The sequence below is a fragment of the Pseudomonas sp. PDM27 genome, from assembly GCF_019219205.1.
Lineage (GTDB): Bacteria > Pseudomonadota > Gammaproteobacteria > Pseudomonadales > Pseudomonadaceae > Aquipseudomonas > Aquipseudomonas laurylsulfatiphila.
Window position 1 is genome coordinate 75,124 of record NZ_JAHUWF010000005.1, and the last position, 19,347, is coordinate 94,470.

The 19,347-nt window shown below is 60.5% G+C and carries 17 protein-coding genes; 11 read left to right on the plus strand and 6 right to left on the minus strand.

All coding sequences use genetic code 11. From position 1 onward, the window contains the following. Positions 1-101 precede the first annotated feature (101 nt). The 3 genes from purD to KW838_RS12590 all read left to right on the plus strand — a co-directional run bounded on the left by purD (position 102) and on the right by KW838_RS12590 (position 4,937). A complete protein-coding gene (purD, locus tag KW838_RS12580; RefSeq protein WP_095964762.1) occupies positions 102-1,397 on the plus strand; it encodes a phosphoribosylamine--glycine ligase in 1,296 nt (431 codons plus the stop codon). Between the two features lie 100 nt (positions 1,398-1,497). Next, positions 1,498-4,275: a hybrid sensor histidine kinase/response regulator gene (locus KW838_RS12585; RefSeq protein WP_102700462.1), complete on the plus strand. Its 2,778-nt coding sequence runs from the start codon at positions 1,498-1,500 to the stop codon at positions 4,273-4,275. Positions 4,276-4,340: 65 nt separating this feature from the next. Beyond that, positions 4,341-4,937: a MarC family protein gene (locus KW838_RS12590; protein ID WP_102700461.1), complete on the plus strand. Its 597-nt coding sequence runs from the start codon at positions 4,341-4,343 to the stop codon at positions 4,935-4,937. An 11-nt stretch (positions 4,938-4,948) separates the two neighbouring features. On the opposite strand, the gene KW838_RS12595 is transcribed toward KW838_RS12590, so the two are convergent. The 6 genes from KW838_RS12595 to cobG form a co-directional block, all read right to left on the minus strand. Continuing rightward, a complete protein-coding gene (locus KW838_RS12595; protein ID WP_218501240.1) occupies positions 4,949-5,668 on the minus strand; it encodes a hypothetical protein in 720 nt (239 codons plus the stop codon). Between the two features lie 54 nt (positions 5,669-5,722). Beyond that, entirely contained in the window at positions 5,723-6,547 is an 825-nt protein-coding gene (locus KW838_RS12600; RefSeq protein WP_256358829.1) for a hypothetical protein, read from the minus strand. A gap of 192 nt (positions 6,548-6,739) precedes the next feature. After that, positions 6,740-8,449: a precorrin-3B C(17)-methyltransferase gene (gene cobJ / locus KW838_RS12605; protein ID WP_218501241.1), complete on the minus strand. Its 1,710-nt coding sequence runs from the start codon at positions 8,447-8,449 to the stop codon at positions 6,740-6,742. Beyond that, on the minus strand, positions 8,449-9,180 hold the full coding sequence (locus KW838_RS12610) for a precorrin-2 C(20)-methyltransferase (protein ID WP_095964814.1): 732 nt from the start codon (positions 9,178-9,180) through the stop codon (positions 8,449-8,451). Before KW838_RS12610 ends, cobJ begins: the two co-directional genes overlap by 1 nt. After that, complete coding sequence (locus KW838_RS12615; protein ID WP_007979603.1) at positions 9,180-9,806, minus strand: precorrin-8X methylmutase; 627 nt, start codon at positions 9,804-9,806, stop codon at positions 9,180-9,182. The genes KW838_RS12610 and KW838_RS12615 overlap by 1 nt, the downstream gene beginning before the upstream one ends. Continuing rightward, positions 9,799-11,121 carry a precorrin-3B synthase gene (gene cobG, locus KW838_RS12620; RefSeq protein WP_218501242.1) on the minus strand — a complete coding sequence of 441 codons (1,323 nt, stop codon included), beginning with the start codon at positions 11,119-11,121 and terminating at the stop codon, positions 9,799-9,801. Before cobG ends, KW838_RS12615 begins: the two co-directional genes overlap by 8 nt. 286 nt (positions 11,122-11,407) lie before the next feature. Between cobG and KW838_RS12625 the strand changes: the two genes are divergently transcribed. The 8 genes from KW838_RS12625 to KW838_RS12660 all read left to right on the plus strand — a co-directional run bounded on the left by KW838_RS12625 (position 11,408) and on the right by KW838_RS12660 (position 19,313). Next, positions 11,408-12,055, plus strand: a complete 648-nt coding sequence (locus KW838_RS12625; protein WP_102700457.1) for a hypothetical protein — start codon at positions 11,408-11,410, stop codon at positions 12,053-12,055. Positions 12,056-12,213: 158 nt separating this feature from the next. Then, the gene (cbiE, locus tag KW838_RS12630) at positions 12,214-13,425 is read left to right on the plus strand and encodes a precorrin-6y C5,15-methyltransferase (decarboxylating) subunit CbiE (RefSeq protein WP_218501243.1); all 1,212 of its coding nucleotides are present in this window, start codon (positions 12,214-12,216) and stop codon (positions 13,423-13,425) included. Further along, on the plus strand, positions 13,418-14,515 hold the full coding sequence (locus KW838_RS12635) for a cobalt-precorrin-5B (C(1))-methyltransferase (protein WP_218501244.1): 1,098 nt from the start codon (positions 13,418-13,420) through the stop codon (positions 14,513-14,515). The genes cbiE and KW838_RS12635 overlap by 8 nt, the downstream gene beginning before the upstream one ends. After that, positions 14,512-15,240: a cobalt-precorrin-6A reductase gene (locus KW838_RS12640; protein WP_218501245.1), complete on the plus strand. Its 729-nt coding sequence runs from the start codon at positions 14,512-14,514 to the stop codon at positions 15,238-15,240. Before KW838_RS12635 ends, KW838_RS12640 begins: the two co-directional genes overlap by 4 nt. A 373-nt stretch (positions 15,241-15,613) precedes the next feature. Beyond that, positions 15,614-16,012, plus strand: a complete 399-nt coding sequence (locus KW838_RS12645; RefSeq protein WP_218501246.1) for a DUF2946 domain-containing protein — start codon at positions 15,614-15,616, stop codon at positions 16,010-16,012. A 47-nt stretch (positions 16,013-16,059) separates the two neighbouring features. Then, a complete protein-coding gene (locus KW838_RS12650; protein WP_102700452.1) occupies positions 16,060-16,539 on the plus strand; it encodes a copper chaperone PCu(A)C in 480 nt (159 codons plus the stop codon). Positions 16,540-16,560: 21 nt separating this feature from the next. After that, complete coding sequence (locus tag KW838_RS12655) at positions 16,561-17,004, plus strand: DUF2946 domain-containing protein (protein WP_102700451.1); 444 nt, start codon at positions 16,561-16,563, stop codon at positions 17,002-17,004. A gap of 239 nt (positions 17,005-17,243) precedes the next feature. After that, the gene (locus KW838_RS12660) at positions 17,244-19,313 is read left to right on the plus strand and encodes a TonB-dependent copper receptor (protein WP_371317834.1); all 2,070 of its coding nucleotides are present in this window, start codon (positions 17,244-17,246) and stop codon (positions 19,311-19,313) included. The last annotated feature ends 34 nt before the right edge of the window (positions 19,314-19,347 follow it).

A 19,347-nucleotide genomic window follows, 5' to 3' on the forward strand; every position in this document is an offset into this window, starting at 1 on the left:
TATTGATGTGACTGAAACACCGCTTTCGCGAGCAAGCCCGCTCCCACATAAGAGCATCCCAGCGGTGCTATCAAGAATTTGCGTCATCCGAGGTTTTTGAAATGAATGTTTTGATCATTGGCAGCGGTGGCCGTGAACACGCCCTGGCCTGGAAAGTGGCTCAGGATCCGCGCGTGCAGAAAGTGTTCGTGGCGCCGGGCAACGCCGGTACCGCCATCGAAGCCAAGTGCGAGAACGTCGCCATCGACGTACTGGCGCTTGAGCAACTGGCAGACTTTGCCGAGAAAAACGTTTCCCTGACCATCGTCGGCCCTGAAGTGCCACTGGTTGCCGGTGTCGTGGACCTGTTCCGCAGCCGCGGCCTCGATTGCTTCGGCCCGACCGCTGGCGCTGCGCAGCTGGAAGGTTCGAAAGCCTTCACCAAGGACTTCCTGGCTCGCCACAAGATTCCGACTGCCGACTACCAGAACTTCACCGAAATCGAGCCAGCCCTGGCTTACCTGCGTGAAAAAGGCGCTCCGATCGTGATCAAGGCCGACGGCCTGGCCGCCGGTAAAGGCGTGATCGTCGCCATGACCCTGGCCGAAGCCGAAGACGCCGTGCGCGACATGCTGGCGGGCAATGCCTTTGGCGATGCGGGTTCGCGTGTGGTCATCGAAGAGTTCCTGGACGGCGAAGAAGCCAGCTTCATCGTCATGGTCGACGGCAAGAACGTGCTGCCGATGGCCACCAGCCAGGACCACAAACGCGTCGGCGACGGCGACACCGGTCCGAACACCGGCGGCATGGGTGCTTACTCCCCGGCGCCAGTGGTCACCGCCGACGTGCACAAGCGCGTCATGGACCTGGTGATCTGGCCGACCGTGCGCGGCATGGCCGAAGAAGGCAACGTCTACACTGGTTTCCTGTACGCAGGCCTGATGATCGACAAGGCTGGTAACCCAAAAGTCATCGAATTCAACTGCCGTTTCGGCGACCCTGAAACCCAACCGGTGATGCTGCGCCTGCAGTCGAGCCTGGTGTTGCTGGTCGAAGCCGCCCTGGCCCAGGCGCTGGATAAAGTGGAAGCGCAATGGGATCCACGTCCGAGCGTCGGCATCGTTCTGGCCGCTGGCGGCTATCCTGGTGACTACGCCAAGGGCACAGCCATCAAGGGACTGGATGCAGCCGCCGCACTGGAAGGCAAGGTTTTCCACGCCGGTACGGCGCTCAAGGACGGTCAGGTAGTGACCGCCGGTGGTCGTGTGTTGTGCGCCACAGCCATGGGTGCCAGCGTCGACGCTGCACAGCAGCAGGCCTACAAGCTGGCGGCAACGATTGACTGGGAAGGCTGTTTCTATCGCAAGGACATTGGCTATCGCGCCATTGCCCGCGAGCGTGGCGAAAGCCAGGAATAAGGTAGACACCGCACCAGGCAATGAACACGGTTCATTGCCTGGCTATTCCGGCGCCGCGCATCGTTATATTCTGGCATCAACCTAACGAAGGGATTTCGCCGTGCGCTGGCTCAGGATTGCCATAAGCTTAACCGTCACATTGCTGACCCTGCTCTGCATGCTACCGGCCCAGGCCGCGCAAGGCAGTGGTTGGGCGGTATTGCTCGACGAACAGGGCGACCTGCAACTGAGCGACATCCGTTCCGCACGCTACACCAATCAATTCAGCCCCATCGAACTCGACCGCATTACAGCGGCTGAACCCGATGGGGCGCTATGGTTGCGATTCAAGCTTGCACCGGGCAAGCACGAACAAGTGCTGCGGTTGTTCGCGCCCGACCTGCGCCAATTCAACATGTACGTACTGGACGGCGACAAGCTGATCGACCAATCCAGCACGGGCAACGAACAGCCCCAATCCGAGCGTCCATTGCCCAGCAGCGACTTCATGCTGCCGCTGCCGCAAAGTGACAGCCCTCTGGATGTCTACCTGCGACTGGCCTCCGACCACCAGTTACGGCCCTACATCACCCTGCAATCGGCGGTCATCGCGGCTGCCAACCAGAACCAGACGCTGATCTATGGCCTGCTGTTCGGTTGCATCGCCATGCTGATCCTGCACAACCTCATCCGCTACGCCTACACCCGCTCGCACAGCGCCCTCTGGCTGGCAGCGTGCGAAGGGCTGTTGATGCTCAGCCTGCTGTTGTTGCTGAACCTTGCTGGCCCCTGGCTACCGGACTGGCACGCACTGCAAACGCCGGGGGCTTACCTGGCATTGCTGCTGACGGCGCCCTGCGGCCTGATGCTTGCCTATCGCTTCTTCTCCCCGCTCGGTCCGCACCCGCTGAACCGGTTGCTGCTCGGCGAGGTCCTGCTGATCACCGCCTGCGGCCTGATGCTGCTGTTCGTCAATACCCTGCCGCTGAACTTCATTACCTACGGCCTGGTAGCCCTGGCTGGCCTGACCATGCTGTTCATCAGCGCCTATCACTGGCAAAAAGGCTATCGCCCGGCGCGTCTCTTCGTGGCGGCCATGGTGGTGTTCAACCTCGGGACCCTGGTCATCCTGCCTGCGCTGTTGGGGCTGACCCTGGTCGAACCCCATGGCCTGATCACCACCTTGCTGGTATTCATCTGCATCAGCGGCCTGCTGATGAGCATTGCGTTGAGCGAGCGCCAGCGCCGCATCACCGAAGACCGTTTCAGCATCAGCCGTGACCTGGCGGCCAGCAATGCCGAGGTCAACGCCAAGGCCGAGTTCCTGGCGAAGATCAGCCATGAAATCCGCACCCCGATGAACGGCGTTCTCGGCATGACCGAACTGCTGTTGGGCACACCGCTGTCGGTCAAGCAACGCGACTATGTGCAGACGATCCACAGCGCCGGGAACGAGCTGCTGACACTGATCAACGAAATTCTCGACATTTCCAAACTCGAGTCCGGGCAGATCGAGCTGGACGATGTGCAGTTCGACCTCAACGCGCTGATCGAAGACTGCCTGAGCATCTTCCGCGCCAAGGCCGAGCAGCAAAACGTCGAGTTGATCAGCTTCATCCAGCCGCAAGTGCCTCGAGTGATCAGCGGTGACCCGACGCGCCTGCGCCAGACCCTGTTGAGCCTGCTCGAAAACGCCCTGAAAAAAACCGATGAAGGCGAAATCCTGATCGTCGTGGCGCTCGACGAGCGCAACACCAAACCGCGCCTGCGTATCGCCGTGCAGGACAGCGGCGAGCCGATGGATGCCGAAGAACGCGACGCCCTGATGCACGCCGAACTGCACAGCCGGCATTTTCTGTCGGCCACCCACCTCGGCGGCAACCTGGGTCTGGTGATTGCCCGGCAACTGATACGCTTGATGCAAGGGGAATTCGGCATCAAGAGTGGCAGCAACCAGGGCAGCACCCTGTGGCTGACCCTGCCGCTGGATCCGGATCGCCTCGAGCACCCGACCTCCGACCTCGATGGCCCGCTGCAAGGTGCACGGGTATTGGTGGTGGACGACAACGATACCTGTCGCAAGGTGCTGGTGCAGCAATGCAGCGCCTGGGGCCTTAACGTCAGCGCCGCGCCTTCCGGCAAGGAAGCGCTGGCACTGCTGCGCACCAAGGCGCATTTGCGCGATTACTTCGATGTGGTCCTGCTGGACCAGAACATGCCCGGCATGACCGGCATGCAACTGGCGGCCAAGATCAAGGAAGACCCGAGCCTGAACCATGACATCCTGCTGATCATGCTCACCGGCATCAGCAATGCGCCGAGCAAGATCATTGCGCGCAACTCCGGGATCAAGCGCATCCTCGCCAAACCTGTGGCCGGCTACACCCTCAAGACCACCCTGGCCGACGAACTGACCCAACGCAACAAAGGCCTGGTCGTCACGCAATCACTGCCAAGCGGCCCGCCCCCGCCGGTCAAGGTCCCCAGCGATTTCCGCATTCTGGTGGCCGAAGACAACAGCATTTCGACCAAGGTGATCCGCGGCATGCTGAGCAAGCTCAACCTGCAACCGGATACCGCCTGCAACGGCGAAGAAGCCTTGCAGGCGATGAAAGCCCAGCGTTACGACCTGGTGCTGATGGACTGCGAAATGCCGATCCTCGACGGTTTCTCGGCCACCCAGCAATTGCGTGCCTGGGAAGTCGGCAACCAGCGGGTCCGTACCCCCGTGGTGGCATTGACCGCCCACATCCTGGCCGAACACAAAGAGCGTGCGCGCCAGGCCGGCATGGACGGACACATGGCCAAACCGGTCGAACTGTCACAACTGCGTGAATTGATCGAACACTGGGTCGCCCAGCGTGACCAGCAGAATCGCACAACGACCCAAACGTCCTGAGCCGACAGACTGCGCAACCCCTGATAGACTCCCCCTCGACTTCCCTCGCCAGTGAGCCCGGCACCATGCTCCATGTGTTGTTCAGCGTTTACCTGAAGATGCTGGTGCTCTACAGCCCATTCTTCGTGTTGTCCTGCTTCATCAGCCTGACCCGTGGTTATTCGCGCAAGGAACAGCGACGGCTGGCCTGGAAAGTTGCGGTCGCCACACTGGTCTCCAGTGTGCTGCTGTACTTGTTCGGCCGAGTGATTTTCAGTGTTTTCGGCATTACCGTGGACGCATTCCGCATCGGCGCCGGTAGTGTCCTGTTCATCTCGGCACTCGGAATGGCACAAGGCAAATCGGCGGTACAGACCGACAACGTGCAGCAGGATGTGACCATCGTCCCGTTGACCATTCCACTGACCGTCGGCCCCGGCACCATCGGTGCGTTACTGGTGATGGGCGTGAGTCAGCCGCACTGGGACGACAAGCTCACGGCCATTGTCGGCATTGCCATGGCCAGCTTTACCGTGGGCGTGGTGCTGTTTTTGTCCAGCCGAATCGAGCGCATTCTCGGTGATCAGGGATTACAGATCGTCAGCCGCTTGATGGGGCTATTCGTATGCGCACTGGCGGCGCAGATCATCTTCACCGGCGTCAAAGGCTATCTGGTGCCTTAGCCCGCGCCACCCTAAGCAAGCTGCACCGCATGTTCGCCGACCTTGATGCACAGTGCCTGCCGTTGCTGCCCTAGCCACTGCACTGTGTCTTCTCGGAATGCCGTGTAGTCGTTGACAGCAAATCGGGCGTGAAGAAATGAAGTCTTCACACCTCCCTCCACGCGATTCAAAGCAAAGTCTTGCCCGATAAACTGGCCTTCAATCGGCTGATCCGTTTCAAAGAACACGGTGGCCAATGTTAAAAAACCATCAGCCTCGACTATGCCTGCCAGCACTCTCACACGATGAGTACGCTTGAGATTGTCTTCGATGCCGACTGAATGAGTCCCACTCTCCAATATCGATTGCTCACGGAAAACCCTGGCCCCCAGCGACTGTACCGGCAGTTGCGCAATCATGCGCAAAGCACTTCCCATCAGAATGACTTGCTGAGCGGACAGCCTTGATTGAAAGGCTGCATGCACAGCGTCATACACGGAAAAAATCGTAACGCCTGCGCAAGGGAACATCCCCGAGGTTTGCCCTTGGTCATGGAACTGCCAGCCACAAGCGGCCAGCGTATCCACAAATACTTCGGCCCATTTGACGTGGGCGTGACCATTCGGAAAATCTTCCTCGGCGGCGAGTTGCGCAAACAAGACAGTGTCGAGGCTGTCCTGCAGGGCCGCAGGCGACAACGCCTTCGACATCAGCAAAACGCCGCCTGAATTTATTACTACGGAGTACGTCATTCGCTTTCCTTGATTCAGGAAGGCCAAAGGCCTGAAGCCTCTGGCCTCGCTCCTTCACTTGCGCCGACTGAACCGCTTGACCAACACATCTTTTCGGTGCTCGCCGAGGTACTCTTCGATGTCCGACTTGATTTCCGCATAACGGGCAGGGTTGAACGTTACAAACGACTTTCCGTGAAAGATGTCCAGGGAAGAAGTCCTCCAGTCGACAAACAGCAGACCGCCATCATTACCTCCACCCTGATGATCAACCGCGCCTACCGCGATCAGGATAATTCCGTTGGCCATTTGCTCGCAGGGAATAGTGGTCAGGCGTACGCCTTCCGTATTCTTCGCTTCAAGGTTGAACAGATTTATTGCATCAGACTCTTTCTTCAATGCATCCAGCGTGGAGCTGGTGATTGCACTGAGCACAGTTGCACCAGGAATTGCAGCCTTTGCGGCGTCGACGGCAGCCTGGATAATATCGACCATGACATTATCCATTGTGATATTTAGCGAAGTGGCACTGTATTTTGAGTAACCTTTATCCGGGACAAAACACCCCAAGTCCTCCAGGCATTTTGTAAACGCCTGGTACCAAGCTTTGGGGTCCTTATTTCCGGGCACTTCGTAATTGGCTTCCATCTTCGACATGGTGATCAGGTTTTCAATGATCGCCATGTTCTCGATGCTGATCTTGTCACCGTAGCCAATCAGGCTATTGCCCAGCACCAGCGCGTCCAATTCCTTGGTAGGACTCGAAGCGACCGACGACATCAGCGACATCATGGGCGGCCGCTTGGCCACAGCACTTTTACGTTTGTTAATGCATGCCCGTACAAAGTCAGCACTTTTCGTAATATTTACCGAACTCTCAAAATTATCCACGAATAACATTCCCTTATTTATTAATAAACGCCCCGTCCTGGAGCGCCCTAAACCTAGCGCGGCCAATCCCAACTATCAACCGCAACTAAATACAACATATGTATATCCACCACCCATCACTAACAACACAAACAATCAGCAACAACCAGGCCACTACTCATAAATAGTGGCCTGATGCTACTCAGCAGAGAAGAACTATAACTATTGGATTGGAGTCAGTTTGTCGCCGTAACTGCGCGGCGTGTAAACCCAGGTACTACCGTCCAGGCGAGGGAACACCCGAGTGGTCGACGAGCCAATAAGAACCATCGTTCGCATGTCCACCTGATCAACGCTCAGTTGCCCCAGCGTGGTGACCCGCAAGGTCTGACCGGGGCGGCCAATATCGCGCCCCAACACGACCGGAGTCGCCGGCTCACGGTGCTGGCCGACAATCTCCAGCGCCCGGCCCAATTGCCACGGCCGCGAACGCGAAATCGGATTGTAGAAAGCCAGTGCCAGGTCGGCCTGAGCGGCCAGATCCAGACGTTTCTCGATGATCGCCCACGGCTTGAGGTTGTCCGACAGTGACAACACACAGAAGTCATGACCCAAAGGCGCACCCGCCTGGGCAGCCGTTGCCAACGAAGCAGAGACTCCCGGCAAGATCTCGAGATCGACGCCGTGCCATGCGCCATCGCTGGACTCGTGAAGCGCCTCCAGCACAGCAGCTGCCATGGCAAAAACACCCGGATCGCCGGACGAAACCACCACCACCGACCGCCCTTGAGCCGCCAGTTCGAAGGCGTGTCGGGCACGCTGCATTTCTTCACGGTTATCGGTGCAGTGCAGGACCTGGTCTGCACGGAACGGGCCGGCCATGCGCACGTAGGTTTCGTAGCCGAGCACATCGTTGGCACGAGCCAGTTCCGCCTTCACCGCCGGCACCATCAACTCGGCAGCTCCCGGCCCAAGACCGATCACCGCCAGACGTCCGCGAGGGCGGCCGATATGCAAAGGGTCCAGCGGCTGTTCGGCGACAGCAATGGCAATAGTGTCATCACCGACAATGGAGACAGGTTGCCCGATGGCGTGCCGCACCAGTTCGCCGGCCACACCAGCCGAACTGACAAAACGCAACGGCACACCCAACTCAAGCGCCACTTCACGCAAGGTGGAGCTGCTCATTTCGGTGTCGGCAGCCAACAGGCAAGCCACCGATTGCGCGGCGATTCCGGCCTGATGCAATGCCTCGCGAATGGTCTCTGACACAGGCATCGATTCGCCCGCCACGGCAACCAACACGTTGCGTGGATAGATCAGCAATTCGTTGGCGGCCGGCTCGCGCCGGGCATGACCGACGTGAACAATCAGCCGCGCCTGTTCATTCTCGGGCAGTTGCGCGCCTGCCAACCAAGGCGCCGAACCTTCGATGCGCACCGTTTCCCCGGCCAGCAAATCGGAAACGAAGCGCTTGCCCAACGCCAGGTCGCCCAATGCATACCCCTGGGGAGGATTCAGCAGGCAGGTACCGAAACGCAGTTCACCACTGGTGGTGATGGCCGGCGCCACATCCAGATGCGCCGCCACTTCGCGGGCGATGACATTGACCCCTCCCAGACCGCCGAGCAGCGGCACCACGGCACTGCCATCTTCGGCAACGGCCAGCACTGGGGGCTCTGCGCCTTTCTCCAGCAACAACGGCGCCAGGGTGCGGATCACGATCCCGGCGGCGCACAGGGCAATCACCGGTGTGCCCTGTTGATAGAGCTCGCGCAGGGTCGCACCGAATTCGTGATAGACCCGATCCGCGCCTTCGACCCGTTCAGCCAGGCCGTGGATCAGCGCATCGGGATAAAGCTGTTGAATCCTGCGCGCGGTCGCGAGGCTGCCATTGCCGAGAATGACAATCGCCGGAACTGGACGGGTCATCAGCCTTGCCACCTTTCACCGGGAACGATGATCAACGAGAAGTACGGCGAAGACATCGGCTCGACCTGATCCAGCGGCACGATCTTCTGGTTGGCCATGGTTGCGCGTTCGACGTACAGCGCACGCTCGGCCAGGCCGAGCTCTTCCAGCACCTGGCGGACCTTGGGGAAATTGCGTCCCAGTTTCATGATCACCGCCGCATCGGCATCGGCCAGGCGACGCTTGAGTTCGTCGTGCGGCAGCACACCGGACAACACCGACAGACTCTGATTGCGATACACCAGCGGCGCACCGAGCACCGAAGCACCGCCGAGCATCGAGCACACGCCAGGCACGACTTCAGCCTGATAACGCTGGGCGAGCCGGTCGTGCAGGTACATGTAGGAACCGTAGAAGAACGGGTCGCCCTCACAGATCACCGCCACATCGCGGCCTGCGTCCAGATGCGCGGCCAGTTCTGCGGCAGCGTCATCATAGAAGTCGCTGATCACTTGCTCGTAGGACAACGGCGCCGGCAAGGCTTCGGTGGTCACCGGGTACACCAGTGGCAACAAATTCTGTGCGTCTTGCAGGTGGGCTTCGATGATACCGAAGGCGTTGCCCTTCTTGCCCTTGGCGACGAAGTACGCCACTACAGGCGACTCGCGCAGCAGCCGCAGCGCCTTGACGGTAATCAGTTCCGGATCACCGGGACCGACACCAAGGCCGATCAAACGTCCAGGTTGCTGCATCATTCGATCTCCGTGGCGAGGGCATTGACGGCGGCGGCAGCCATGGCGCTACCGCCCAGGCGACCCTGCATGATGACAAACGGCACGCCACGGCTGTCAGCCGCCAGCGCTGCCTTGGATTCGGCGGCGCCGACGAAACCTACAGGGAAGCCGAGGATCAGCGCCGGTTTCGGCGCACCGGCGTCGAGCATTTCCAGCAAATAGAACAGCGCCGTCGGAGCGTTGCCGATGACCACCACGCTACCTTCCAGATGGGGACGCCACAGTTCCAGCGCAGCGGCTGAGCGGGTGTTGCCCAATTCACGGGCCAGTTCCGGAACGCTTTCGTCGCGCAAGGTGCAGATCACCGGATTGTTCGCCGGCAACCGCGCGCGGGTCACGCCTTCGGAGACCATTCGCGCATCGCACAAAATCGGCGCGCCGGCCGCCAGCGCATCACGCCCGGCCTTGCCCGCCCCTTCGGAAAACTGCAGACCGTCGATGGCCTCGACCATGCCGCAGGCGTGAATCACACGGACCGCGAGTTTCTCCAGATCGGCCGGAATTCGGTCGAGGTTGGCCTCGGCGCGAATGATCGCGAAGGAGTTGCGATAGATCTCCTGACCGTCGCGGATGTAATCAAGCATCAAGGGGGCTCCGTGAGCGGGCGTCGAGCAAGGCCGCGACCGCTTCAATAGTAAGGTTGTGTGCGTGCAGCGCACCGAAACCCGGCTGCGCTGCATCGCGAAAATATAGATCGTAGTGACCGGGGGTGACGGCCAGCAAGGTGACGGGCGCAATATGCGCGGCGGCGCAGGAGCGCGGGCAACCGCTCAGGTGTATGTTGAGCGCCGGTCCGTGGCGGCGCAGCAGCGCGGCCAATTGCAGGGCATCGCCCTTGGTCTCGGCCAGGCCTTTGGCGCAACCGTTTGAGCCGGTGCAGGCGATCAGCCTGGACAATGGCTGATCGGCTTCGCACTGCAGCCCCAGACACTGCAGTCGCCGAATGACCTCAGCGGCATTTTCCGCGCGGACATTGGGCACCAGCAGGCTTTGCCAGGGCGTGAAACGCAGACTCGAATCACCGAGTTCGCAGGCCACTTGCGCCACCCCTCTCAGCATCGTCGGATCGAGCCGCCCCAGTGGCGGGACAGCCCCCACATAGACAACGCCGGACTCGGCCTGGGGATGGGCGCCGATGTGCAAATCGCTGCCAACCGAAACCCGCTGCCAATCGACAACCGCTTGCATCGATACACGCTCAGCCAGCCGAAGCAGAACGTGCTCGATCGAGTACTCGGCCAGCAAATGACGCATCCGCGTCTGCTCGGGGCGCGCCCATTCAAGGAACAACTCAAGCACCGCGACGACCAGGGCATGGCCATCGTCGAGCGCGACCGAACCGGCCGGTTGGTCCGTCGGGCATCCGGCCAACCCAAACGCCAGCCGTTGCTCACCGTTTCGCTCGAAGGCCGCGAGCCACAGGTCGTGGGGATGCTCAAGCATCGCCAGAGCCTCGCCGCCATCGAGCTGCACAGCGAACTTGGCACTGAGATCGTGAAAGCGTTCGTGCTGTTGCACCATGGCCAAAATCCGATCGGCAAGTGCACGGGTATCGAACAGCATCTGCCGATCGAACCCGGCGGCGGGGCTGAGCATCAGATTGCGCACATCGTCACCCGCCGCATGGCTCGGGCCCAATCCTGCGGCAAGCAGGCAGTCGATCAAGGCGGCCTGTTCGTTGCCGATGCCACGAATCTGCAAGTTGCCGCGGTTGGTCGCCTCGATCACACCACCGGCATATCGCTCGGCTGCATCGGCCACGGCGACAGCCTGCTGTGTGCGCATGGAACCACTGCTGAGTTTGATTCGGCAAATGCCGCCGTCCAACGCCTGGACGATACGCAGTAATCCGGGACAGGCCGAAGGGCGTAAAGGGTTGGATTTCTGACGAGAATTCACTGGATGACCGGTACGAGGCGAAGGGCAGCATTATGCCTGCTTTGTCAGGCGGGATGAAAAGTCCAGGCAGATGGACGACGAAAAGCGCCTGGCTCCGGCGTCAGAGTGTTTGTTCTGGCGCACGAGTCGTACTGGCTCATGTCAGGCATAAACGCCGCAAAAAATACTGACAACAAAAATCAACTTCACAACCCGCTCTTGTTTCACCCCCCTATCGACTCCTGTACTTTTCATTCGCAAACAACGATAGCAAACATATCAAACAGATAACTATCAGGAACAACACATGAGCAAAAACAACCTGCCTGGAGTATTAACCGGACACAGCCTTACTTCATGCATAGACGAAATCTCACCGCAAGATTACGAAGACCTTACCGATTGCACGCAAATAGCCACAAAGTCCGCCGACATGCTTTGTAGTCGCTTCGCTGATTCGTTCAAGTGGCTGGATGAGTATGTATTTACGATGAAATACCTGGGTTGGTCTGTTTTTGAAGACGCGATTTTCACCCGCACCCGTAGCGTCATTACACACAGCGTTGCGGACTTTCTGGTGCAAAGCGCTGAAGGGATGCGGGACTCCCGACAAGGCATTGCCATGATAGACACGCTCGACGCGCTGAAGCCCGACAATTCAGCGCTGTTTTCGCTGGATAAAGAAAGTCTTATGGGAGAAGGCTTTCAGGTAATACCTGCACGCTACGATTCAAAGGGTTTCCTTGAAATAGCCGTCTTTAATCTTGAATTGGAAGTCACTACAAGAAAAAATGGTTTTTTGTTCTGGAACTGGGAAGATCAGGATGCACAAATCACCCAGCGACGGGCCAGCCTTAAACTGGACAGATACAAACTCGAAAACAACAAACTATGGATTGAAAAAAAGATTCGCGAGATCGCCATGAAGAGATTCGAACTGCGCAAACCATCATAAGATTGAATACCCTGACACTTGAACGGTGTCATCACGGTCAAAAGCACGCTTTCATCCGATCACGACAGGCGAATGCCGCGCCGCGGTATGATGCGCAACCGCCAGCCCGGCACGGACCGGCTCCGTGATTTGGCTTCGATTGATAGATGAGGAACAGCATGACCCCCTGGCTGACAGTAGTAGGCATCGGAGAGGACGGCTTCAAGGGGCTTGGAAAAAATGCCCGACATGCTCTGCTGAAGGCTTCGCGGATCATTGGCGGTCAACGACAACTGGATCTGCTGCCAGCCTGCATCCGTGGCGAACGGCAATTGTGGCCAAGTCCTTTTTCCCTTGATCCGGTCCTGGCCAGACGTGGCGAACCCGTTTGTGTCCTGGCCAGTGGCGATCCGATGTTCTTCGGCGTCGGCGCCAGCCTGGCCCGGCAACTCCCCGCCGCCGAGATGCTGACGCTCCCCGCGCCCTCCTCCTGCTCACTGGCCGCTGCGCGAATGGGCTGGCCCTTGCAGGACGTGGTCACCCTTTCGGTGGTGGCCCGGCCGATCGCCGCACTCAATGCCCAACTGTCCAGCGGCGTACGCTTGCTGGTATTGAGCAACGACGGCCGCAGCCCCGCCGCCATCGCTGCACTGTTGCGCGAACGAGGCTTCGGTCTCAGTCGTCTCACCGTGCTGGAACACCTGGGCGGCGAGGCCGAGCGGCGTGTAGACGGTATCGCCAGCGACTGGAACGATCCGCCGATCGCCGATCTGAACCTGATCGCCATCGAGTGCATCGCAGAGCCGAACACGTTGCGGCTGTCCCGACTGGCCGGACTGCCGGACTCGGCCTTCAGGCACGACGGCCAATTGACCAAACGCGATGTGCGCGCCATCACCCTCGCGCGCCTGGCCCCGATCCCCGGCGAACTGTTGTGGGATGTCGGTGCCGGCAGTGGCTCGATCGGCATCGAATGGATGCGCTCCCACCCCGGTTGCCGTGCACTGGCCATCGAGGCGGATGACGGCCGCCAGGCGTTGATCGAACATAACCGCGATGCCCTTGGCGTTCCCGGTCTGCAACTGGTTCGCGGCAGTGCTCCGCAGGCCTTGGTCGGCCTGGAGCGACCGGACGCGATTTTCATCGGCGGCGGTGTCACCCGTGAAGGCGTGCTGGATACATGCTGGGCCAAACTCAAACCCGGTGGCCGGCTGATTGCCAATGCGGTCACCCTGCAAAGTGAAATGACCCTGATGGCCTGGCGCGAACAACACGGCGGAGAGTTGACGCGGATTCATATCGCGCAGGCTCAACCGCTGGGCGACTTCGACACCTGGCGTCAGGCCCTGCCGATTACCTTGCTGGACGTGACGAAGCCCTTCGATGCGTGACGAAACCGCCGAACAACCCGCACCGCTGCGCAGTGGCCTGACCACCGGCAGTTGCGCCACCGCTACCAGCCTCGCTGCCGCACGCTTGCTGTTGGCCGGTGTAAGGGCCGATGCGGTGGACATCGTGCTGCCCAAAGGCAAGCACGTGCAGATGCGCCTGGAGTTCTGCCGCCTCACCGGGGACGGCGCCGAAGCGGGAACCCTCAAGGACGCCGGCGACGATCCCGACGTGACCCATGGTGCCCTGCTCTACTCGCAGGTGCGCCTGAGCGCCGAGCCGGGGACTCGCTTCCATGCCGGCCGCGGCGTCGGCACCGTGACCCGGCCCGGGCTGGTGCTGGGTGTCGGCGAACCGGCGATCAACCCGGTGCCACGCAAAATGATCGGCGATCACCTGGCGGGACTGGCCGACGAACTCGGTTATGCCGGCGGTTTCGACGTGACGGTCAATGTCGAGAATGGCGAGGCACTGGCACTGAAAACCATGAACCCACGCCTGGGCATTCTTGGCGGACTGTCGATCCTCGGCACCAGCGGCATCGTCCGGCCGTTTTCATGCGCGGCCTACATTGCCTCGATCCACCAGGGCATCGACGTGGCGAAAACCAACGGTTACCTGCACATCGCCGCCTGTACCGGCAACGCCAGCGAAGACACCATGCGCCAGGTCTACAACTTGCCGGAAATTGCCCTGATCGAAATGGGCGACTTCGTCGGTGCCGTACTCAAGCACCTGCGCAAAGTGCCCGTGGACAAGCTCAGCCTGTGCGGTGGATTCGGCAAGATCAGCAAACTGGCGGCCGGGCATATGGATTTGCACAGTCGTCATTCGAGCATCGACCTGCCGCAACTGGCGCAATGGGCCGCACAGGTCGGCGCCGATACGGCATTGCAGCAAAGCATCCGCGAGGCCAACACCAGCCAGCAGGCACTGGCCATGGCCGCTGCAGCCGGAGTAGCCCTGGGCGATGCAGTCTGCCAGCACGCCCTGGACTTTGCCCGCAGCGTGGTGCCGGCGCAGGTTCAGGTGGAAGTCTTTGCCATCGATCGCCAGGGCGGGATTGTCGGCCATGCAGGTGCTTTTCAATGAAGCGCATCCTGTTGCTCGGCGGTGTGACCGAAGCCCTGGCCATTGCCCGCACGCTGGGGCCGCAGCACATTTACAGCCTGGCCGGTATCGGCCGGGTGCCGACGGACCTGCAATGTCAGATCCGCGTGGGAGGTTACGGCGGTGCCGAGGGTCTGGCGCAATTCATTCGCGATGAAGGTATCGAACTGCTGGTTGACGCCACTCACCCCTACGCCGCCCAAATCAGCCAGAACGCTGCGACCGCCGCGCGCTTGAGCGGTGTTCCCTGCTGGGCGCTACGGCGTCCGGCCTGGCAAGCCCGGGCGGGTGATGACTGGCGGGAAGTTGCCGATTGGGCCGAACTGATCGAAGCCCTGAAACCCTTCCGCCGACCACTGTTCACCCTCGGTCGCGAGCCCCTGCAACATCTGGATGAAATTCCTGCGGAGCAATTCTGGACCCTGCGCGCGCTGGACGTCTATCCGGGCAACGCGCGCTGCGAAGTGATCGGCGCACGGGGGCCATTCCTGATTGAGGATGAACGAGCATTGTTCGAACGTCGGCAGATCGACGTATTGATCAGCAAGAACAGCGGCAGCACGGCGACCGAGCCGAAGCTGGAAGTGGCGCGTGAGCGTGGGGTGCCGGTGATTGTATTGAAACGACCGGAGTTGCCTGGGGTTGAGCGAGAGTTTGCGGCGGTGGCCGAGATACTGCAGGTAATGGCAGAGCAGCAATTGATCTGATTTTTGCGAACACGTCAGGACGCCTTCGCGGGCAAGCCCGCTCCCACAGTGGACTTCACCGAGCACAAATCCAGGGCTAGATAAAGAAACCCTGTGGGAGTGGGCTTGCCCGCGAAGGCGCCATCAGTGGTAACGCAAAGGCTGGAACCTGCCAGTCACTCAGACTTTACGTACAAACCTTTAAGGAACGACTGACTCTCTTGAGATTCTGAACAATGTTTAAGCGGTGCTGGCATTCTGGAATTCGCGGCTATGATGAAATCAATGGACGCAACGCACTGCGACACCAAACCGCACACCGCGTTTTTACTTATCGGCCCTGATCAGGCTAAATAGCCCGCGCCTGATCGCCCACCCAAACGGATTTTGTCCCATGTCCCGACAACGGCTCGCAATTGCCTGGATAGCCTGCTTCGCAGTGCTGTTCAATTTGCTTGCCATGCCGATGTCCGGAGCGATGGCGCAAACGTCGAATTCACCTGCCGAACAGTTGTTGTGGGGCAGTTTCTGCAGCGCCAGCGGCACCAGGATGGTGGCGATCTCCATCGGCGACCTTGAACAGAAAGCCCCGCAAAACGACGATCATTCCAACATGCAGCATTGCTGGTGCTGTTCGGGGTCTGCGCCATTGGTGGCGTTGCCGGGGCATGCGCCACAGCTGTATTTCGCGCACTTCGAATCCAACCGAAGCCTGCCTGCCACCTCGCTCGACAGCCCGTCGCCGCGCCAGCAATGGCCGAGTCTCAACCCCCGCGCGTCCCCTCTGGTGTGATTTTTTCTCGCAATTGACTGCGTTTTAAATCGTTCCGGAGAACTGCCATGTTGAACAAACTCATCGTTCTGGCTGCGTTGCTGCTGCCTGCCTGCTTTGCCAATGCCCACGAATACAAGGTCGGCACGCTGGAAATCGCCCATCCGTGGTCCCAGGAGTTGCCGCCCAATGCGCCCACCGTTGCGGCGTATTTCGTGATCGACAATGAAGGCAAGACCGCCGACCGCCTGCTCAGCGTCGACACCCCCATTGCCGGCGAAGCGCAATTGCATGAGCACGTGATGCAAGGCGACATGATGAAAATGCAGCACGTACCGAGCGTGGAAGTGCCCGCCGGTGGCGAGGTCACTTTCGCACCGATGGCCTATCACGTGATGTTGCTGGGCCTCAAGGACCGCAGCCTGCTGGTTGACGGCAAGCGCTTTCCCATGACGCTGCACTTCGAGAAGGCCGGTGACGTGACGGTCGAAGTCGCGGTGCAGAAGCAGGCGCCGGACGGCATGCAAGCGCACGTGCACAATCCGTAATCACCTGAGCTGAAAACGCCCATGCGCCCGCTTAGCGCCAGGTCATCCAGGACACGCTGTCAGGCATTGAGCTTGACACGCGGCAGCTGGATCAGCCTGTTCGCCATGCTGATGATCTTTATCGGTCCGCTGATTTCCCAGTCGATGCCGATGGATTCGCGCGCCATGTCGATGAGCATGCCTGCGGGTATGAGCATGGACATGTCGGCGATGGAGCATGCCGACCACGGCAAGCAAACCTCCGCCGAACATTGCCCGCCTGCCCCGGGGCACCATGTGCTGTGGGAAAAGTGCGGCTATTGCAGCCTGCTGTTCAATTGCCCGGCGCTGACCGGTGGCCTGTCCTTCGCCAACTTTGTCATTCCCCCCGTCAACACCTTCACCACGCCTTCTCCGCGCCAGGGCCATGCCCGGCAAACCTTCTTCCCCGGCGCCCGCACCCGCGCCCCGCCTTCCGTCGCGTAAACACCCACCTCCGATCTCACACGGTCCGCAAGACAACCCAAGCAACCGGTGGGAGCGGGCTTGCTCGCGAAGAGGGAGTGTCAGTCAACGCAGATGTCGCCTGACACACCGCTTTCGCGAGCAAGCCCGCTCCCACAGGGACAGCTTCAGGCTGCCGGCCGTGTCGTTTACGACTGTACGATGGAAATTTCATGTCCAGGTTTTCTGCTGACACAGGCTTGAGCCCAGCTCAAGTCTCCATGGCCCAAAACGAATCCGGCATTCGTTTCAGGCACGCCACTGCGATTTTGTGCAGTGCATTGCTGGCGCCTTCCGCGCTGGCCGATGAACACGCCGGTCACACTGAAGAACTGAGCCCGACGGTGATTACCGCCGTTGCCCCCAGCTCGCCATTGACCATCGTCACCAACCCCAAGGACCCGCGCCAACCGGTGCCGGCCAGCGACGGCTCGGATTACCTGAAAACCATTCCCGGTTTCGCCCAGGTGCGCAACGGCGGCACCAACGGCGACCCAGTGCTGCGCGGCATGTTCGGCTCGCGGCTGAACATCCTCACCAACGGCGGCATGATGCTCGGCGCCTGCCCTGGGCGGATGGACGCGCCGACCTCCTACATTTCGCCGGAAACCTACGACAAGCTGACCGTGATCAAAGGCCCGCAAACCGTGCTCTGGGGACCGGGCGCTTCGGCCGGCACCATCCTGTTCGAACGCGAGCCGGAAAGCTTCGGTGAACTCGGCACGAGGGTGAATGCCAGCGTGCTGGCCGGCTCCAACGGGCGCTTCGACAAACTGGTGGACGCCGCTGCCGGCGGGCCACTGGGCTACGTGCGGGTAATCGGCAACACCGCACATGCAGACGACTATCAGGATGGCAACAACGACACCGTCCCATCGCGCTACGACAAATGGAACGGCGACGTCGCACTCGGCTGGACCCCGGATGCCGATACCCTGCTGGAGCTGACCGCCGGCAAGGGTGACGGTGAAGCGCGCTACGCCGGGCGCAGCATGGACGGTTCGCAGTTCCTGCGCGAAAGCCTCGGCCTGCGCTTCGAGAAATCCAACATCGGCGATGTGCTGGATACGGTCGAGGCGCAGGTCTACTACAACTATGCCGACCACGTGATGGACAACTACACCCTGCGCACGCCGTCCGGTACCGGCATGATGGCCGGCCCCATGGCCTCCAACGTCGACCGCCGCACCCTCGGCGCGCGGATCAAGGCCACCTGGCGCTGGGCTGATGTGCAACTGATCAGTGGCATCGACGCACAGACCAACGAACATCGCCAGCGCAGCACCATGGGCATCGACGCCTACAAGGACCTGCCCTACACCAAGGATGCCGACTTTCATAACTACGGTGTGTTCGGCGAACTGACCTGGTACGCCGCCGACCGTGACCGTTTGATCAGCGGCGCACGCCTGGACCGCGCCTCGGCCAAGGACTATCGGCAGACCATCGGCTCGGGAATGATGACCCGCCCGAATCCGACCGCCGACGACACCCGCGCCGACACCCTGCCAAGCGGCTTCATCCGCTACGAGCATGACCTGGCCGACAGCCCGACCACCTTGTACGCGGGCCTCGGTCACACCCAGCGGTTCCCGGATTATTGGGAGCTGTTTTCGCCCAACTCCGGCCCCGCCGGATCGGTGAATGCCTTCGATTCGATCAAACCGGAAAAAACCACCCAGCTCGATTTCGGCCTGCAATACAAGACCGAAACACTCGAAGCCTGGGCCTCGGGTTACGTCGGGCAGGTGCGCGATTACATCCTGTTCAACTACACCCCGACGATGATGGGCACGACCTCGCAAGCCGAGAACATCGACGCACGAATCATGGGCGGCGAACTGGGCGCCGCGTACAGCCTCACTGAACACTGGAAAGCCGACGCGACCCTGGCCTACGCCTGGGGCAAGAACAGCAGCGATGGCTCTGCATTGCCGCAGATGCCGCCGCTGGATGCCCGTTTCGGCCTGACCTACAGCGAAGACAACTGGAGTGCCGGCGCACTGTGGAGAGTGGTCGCCGCACAAAACCGTATCGACCAGAACAAGGGCAACGTGGTCGGCAAGGACTTCGGCAAGACGCCGGGGTTCGGCGTGTTCTCCCTCAACGGTGCCTATCGGATCAACAGCCACTGGAAGGTCAGCAGCGGCGTCGACAACCTGTTCGGCAAGGCTTACGCCGAGCACTTGAACCTGGCCGGCAACGCAGGTTTCGGCTACCCGGCCAATGACCCGCAGGCCATCAAGGAGCCGGGGCGCACGCTCTGGACCAAGGTGGACATGAGTTTCTAACCCTTGAGGGCCCCGCTCCCTCTGTGGGAGCGGG

Bases quoted from the DNA above. Each gene is read 5' to 3' on its own strand.
- purD (WP_095964762.1), top strand. From the start codon at position 102: ATGAATGTTTTGATCATTGGCAGCGGTGGCCGTGAACACGCCCTGGCC.
- KW838_RS12590 (WP_102700461.1), top strand. From the start codon at position 4,341: ATGCTCCATGTGTTGTTCAGCGTTTACCTGAAGATGCTGGTGCTCTAC.
- KW838_RS12595 (WP_218501240.1), bottom strand. From the start codon at position 5,668: ATGACGTACTCCGTAGTAATAAATTCAGGCGGCGTTTTGCTGATGTCG.
- KW838_RS12600 (WP_256358829.1), bottom strand. From the start codon at position 6,547: ATGTTATTCGTGGATAATTTTGAGAGTTCGGTAAATATTACGAAAAGT.
- cobJ (WP_218501241.1), bottom strand. From the start codon at position 8,449: ATGACCCGTCCAGTTCCGGCGATTGTCATTCTCGGCAATGGCAGCCTC.
- KW838_RS12610 (WP_095964814.1), bottom strand. From the start codon at position 9,180: ATGCAGCAACCTGGACGTTTGATCGGCCTTGGTGTCGGTCCCGGTGAT.
- KW838_RS12615 (WP_007979603.1), bottom strand. From the start codon at position 9,806: ATGCTTGATTACATCCGCGACGGTCAGGAGATCTATCGCAACTCCTTC.
- KW838_RS12625 (WP_102700457.1), top strand. From the start codon at position 11,408: ATGAGCAAAAACAACCTGCCTGGAGTATTAACCGGACACAGCCTTACT.
- cbiE (WP_218501243.1), top strand. From the start codon at position 12,214: ATGACCCCCTGGCTGACAGTAGTAGGCATCGGAGAGGACGGCTTCAAG.
- KW838_RS12635 (WP_218501244.1), top strand. From the start codon at position 13,418: ATGCGTGACGAAACCGCCGAACAACCCGCACCGCTGCGCAGTGGCCTG.
- KW838_RS12640 (WP_218501245.1), top strand. From the start codon at position 14,512: ATGAAGCGCATCCTGTTGCTCGGCGGTGTGACCGAAGCCCTGGCCATT.
- KW838_RS12645 (WP_218501246.1), top strand. From the start codon at position 15,614: ATGTCCCGACAACGGCTCGCAATTGCCTGGATAGCCTGCTTCGCAGTG.
- KW838_RS12650 (WP_102700452.1), top strand. From the start codon at position 16,060: ATGTTGAACAAACTCATCGTTCTGGCTGCGTTGCTGCTGCCTGCCTGC.
- KW838_RS12655 (WP_102700451.1), top strand. From the start codon at position 16,561: ATGCGCCCGCTTAGCGCCAGGTCATCCAGGACACGCTGTCAGGCATTG.
- KW838_RS12660 (WP_371317834.1), top strand. From the start codon at position 17,244: ATGGCCCAAAACGAATCCGGCATTCGTTTCAGGCACGCCACTGCGATT.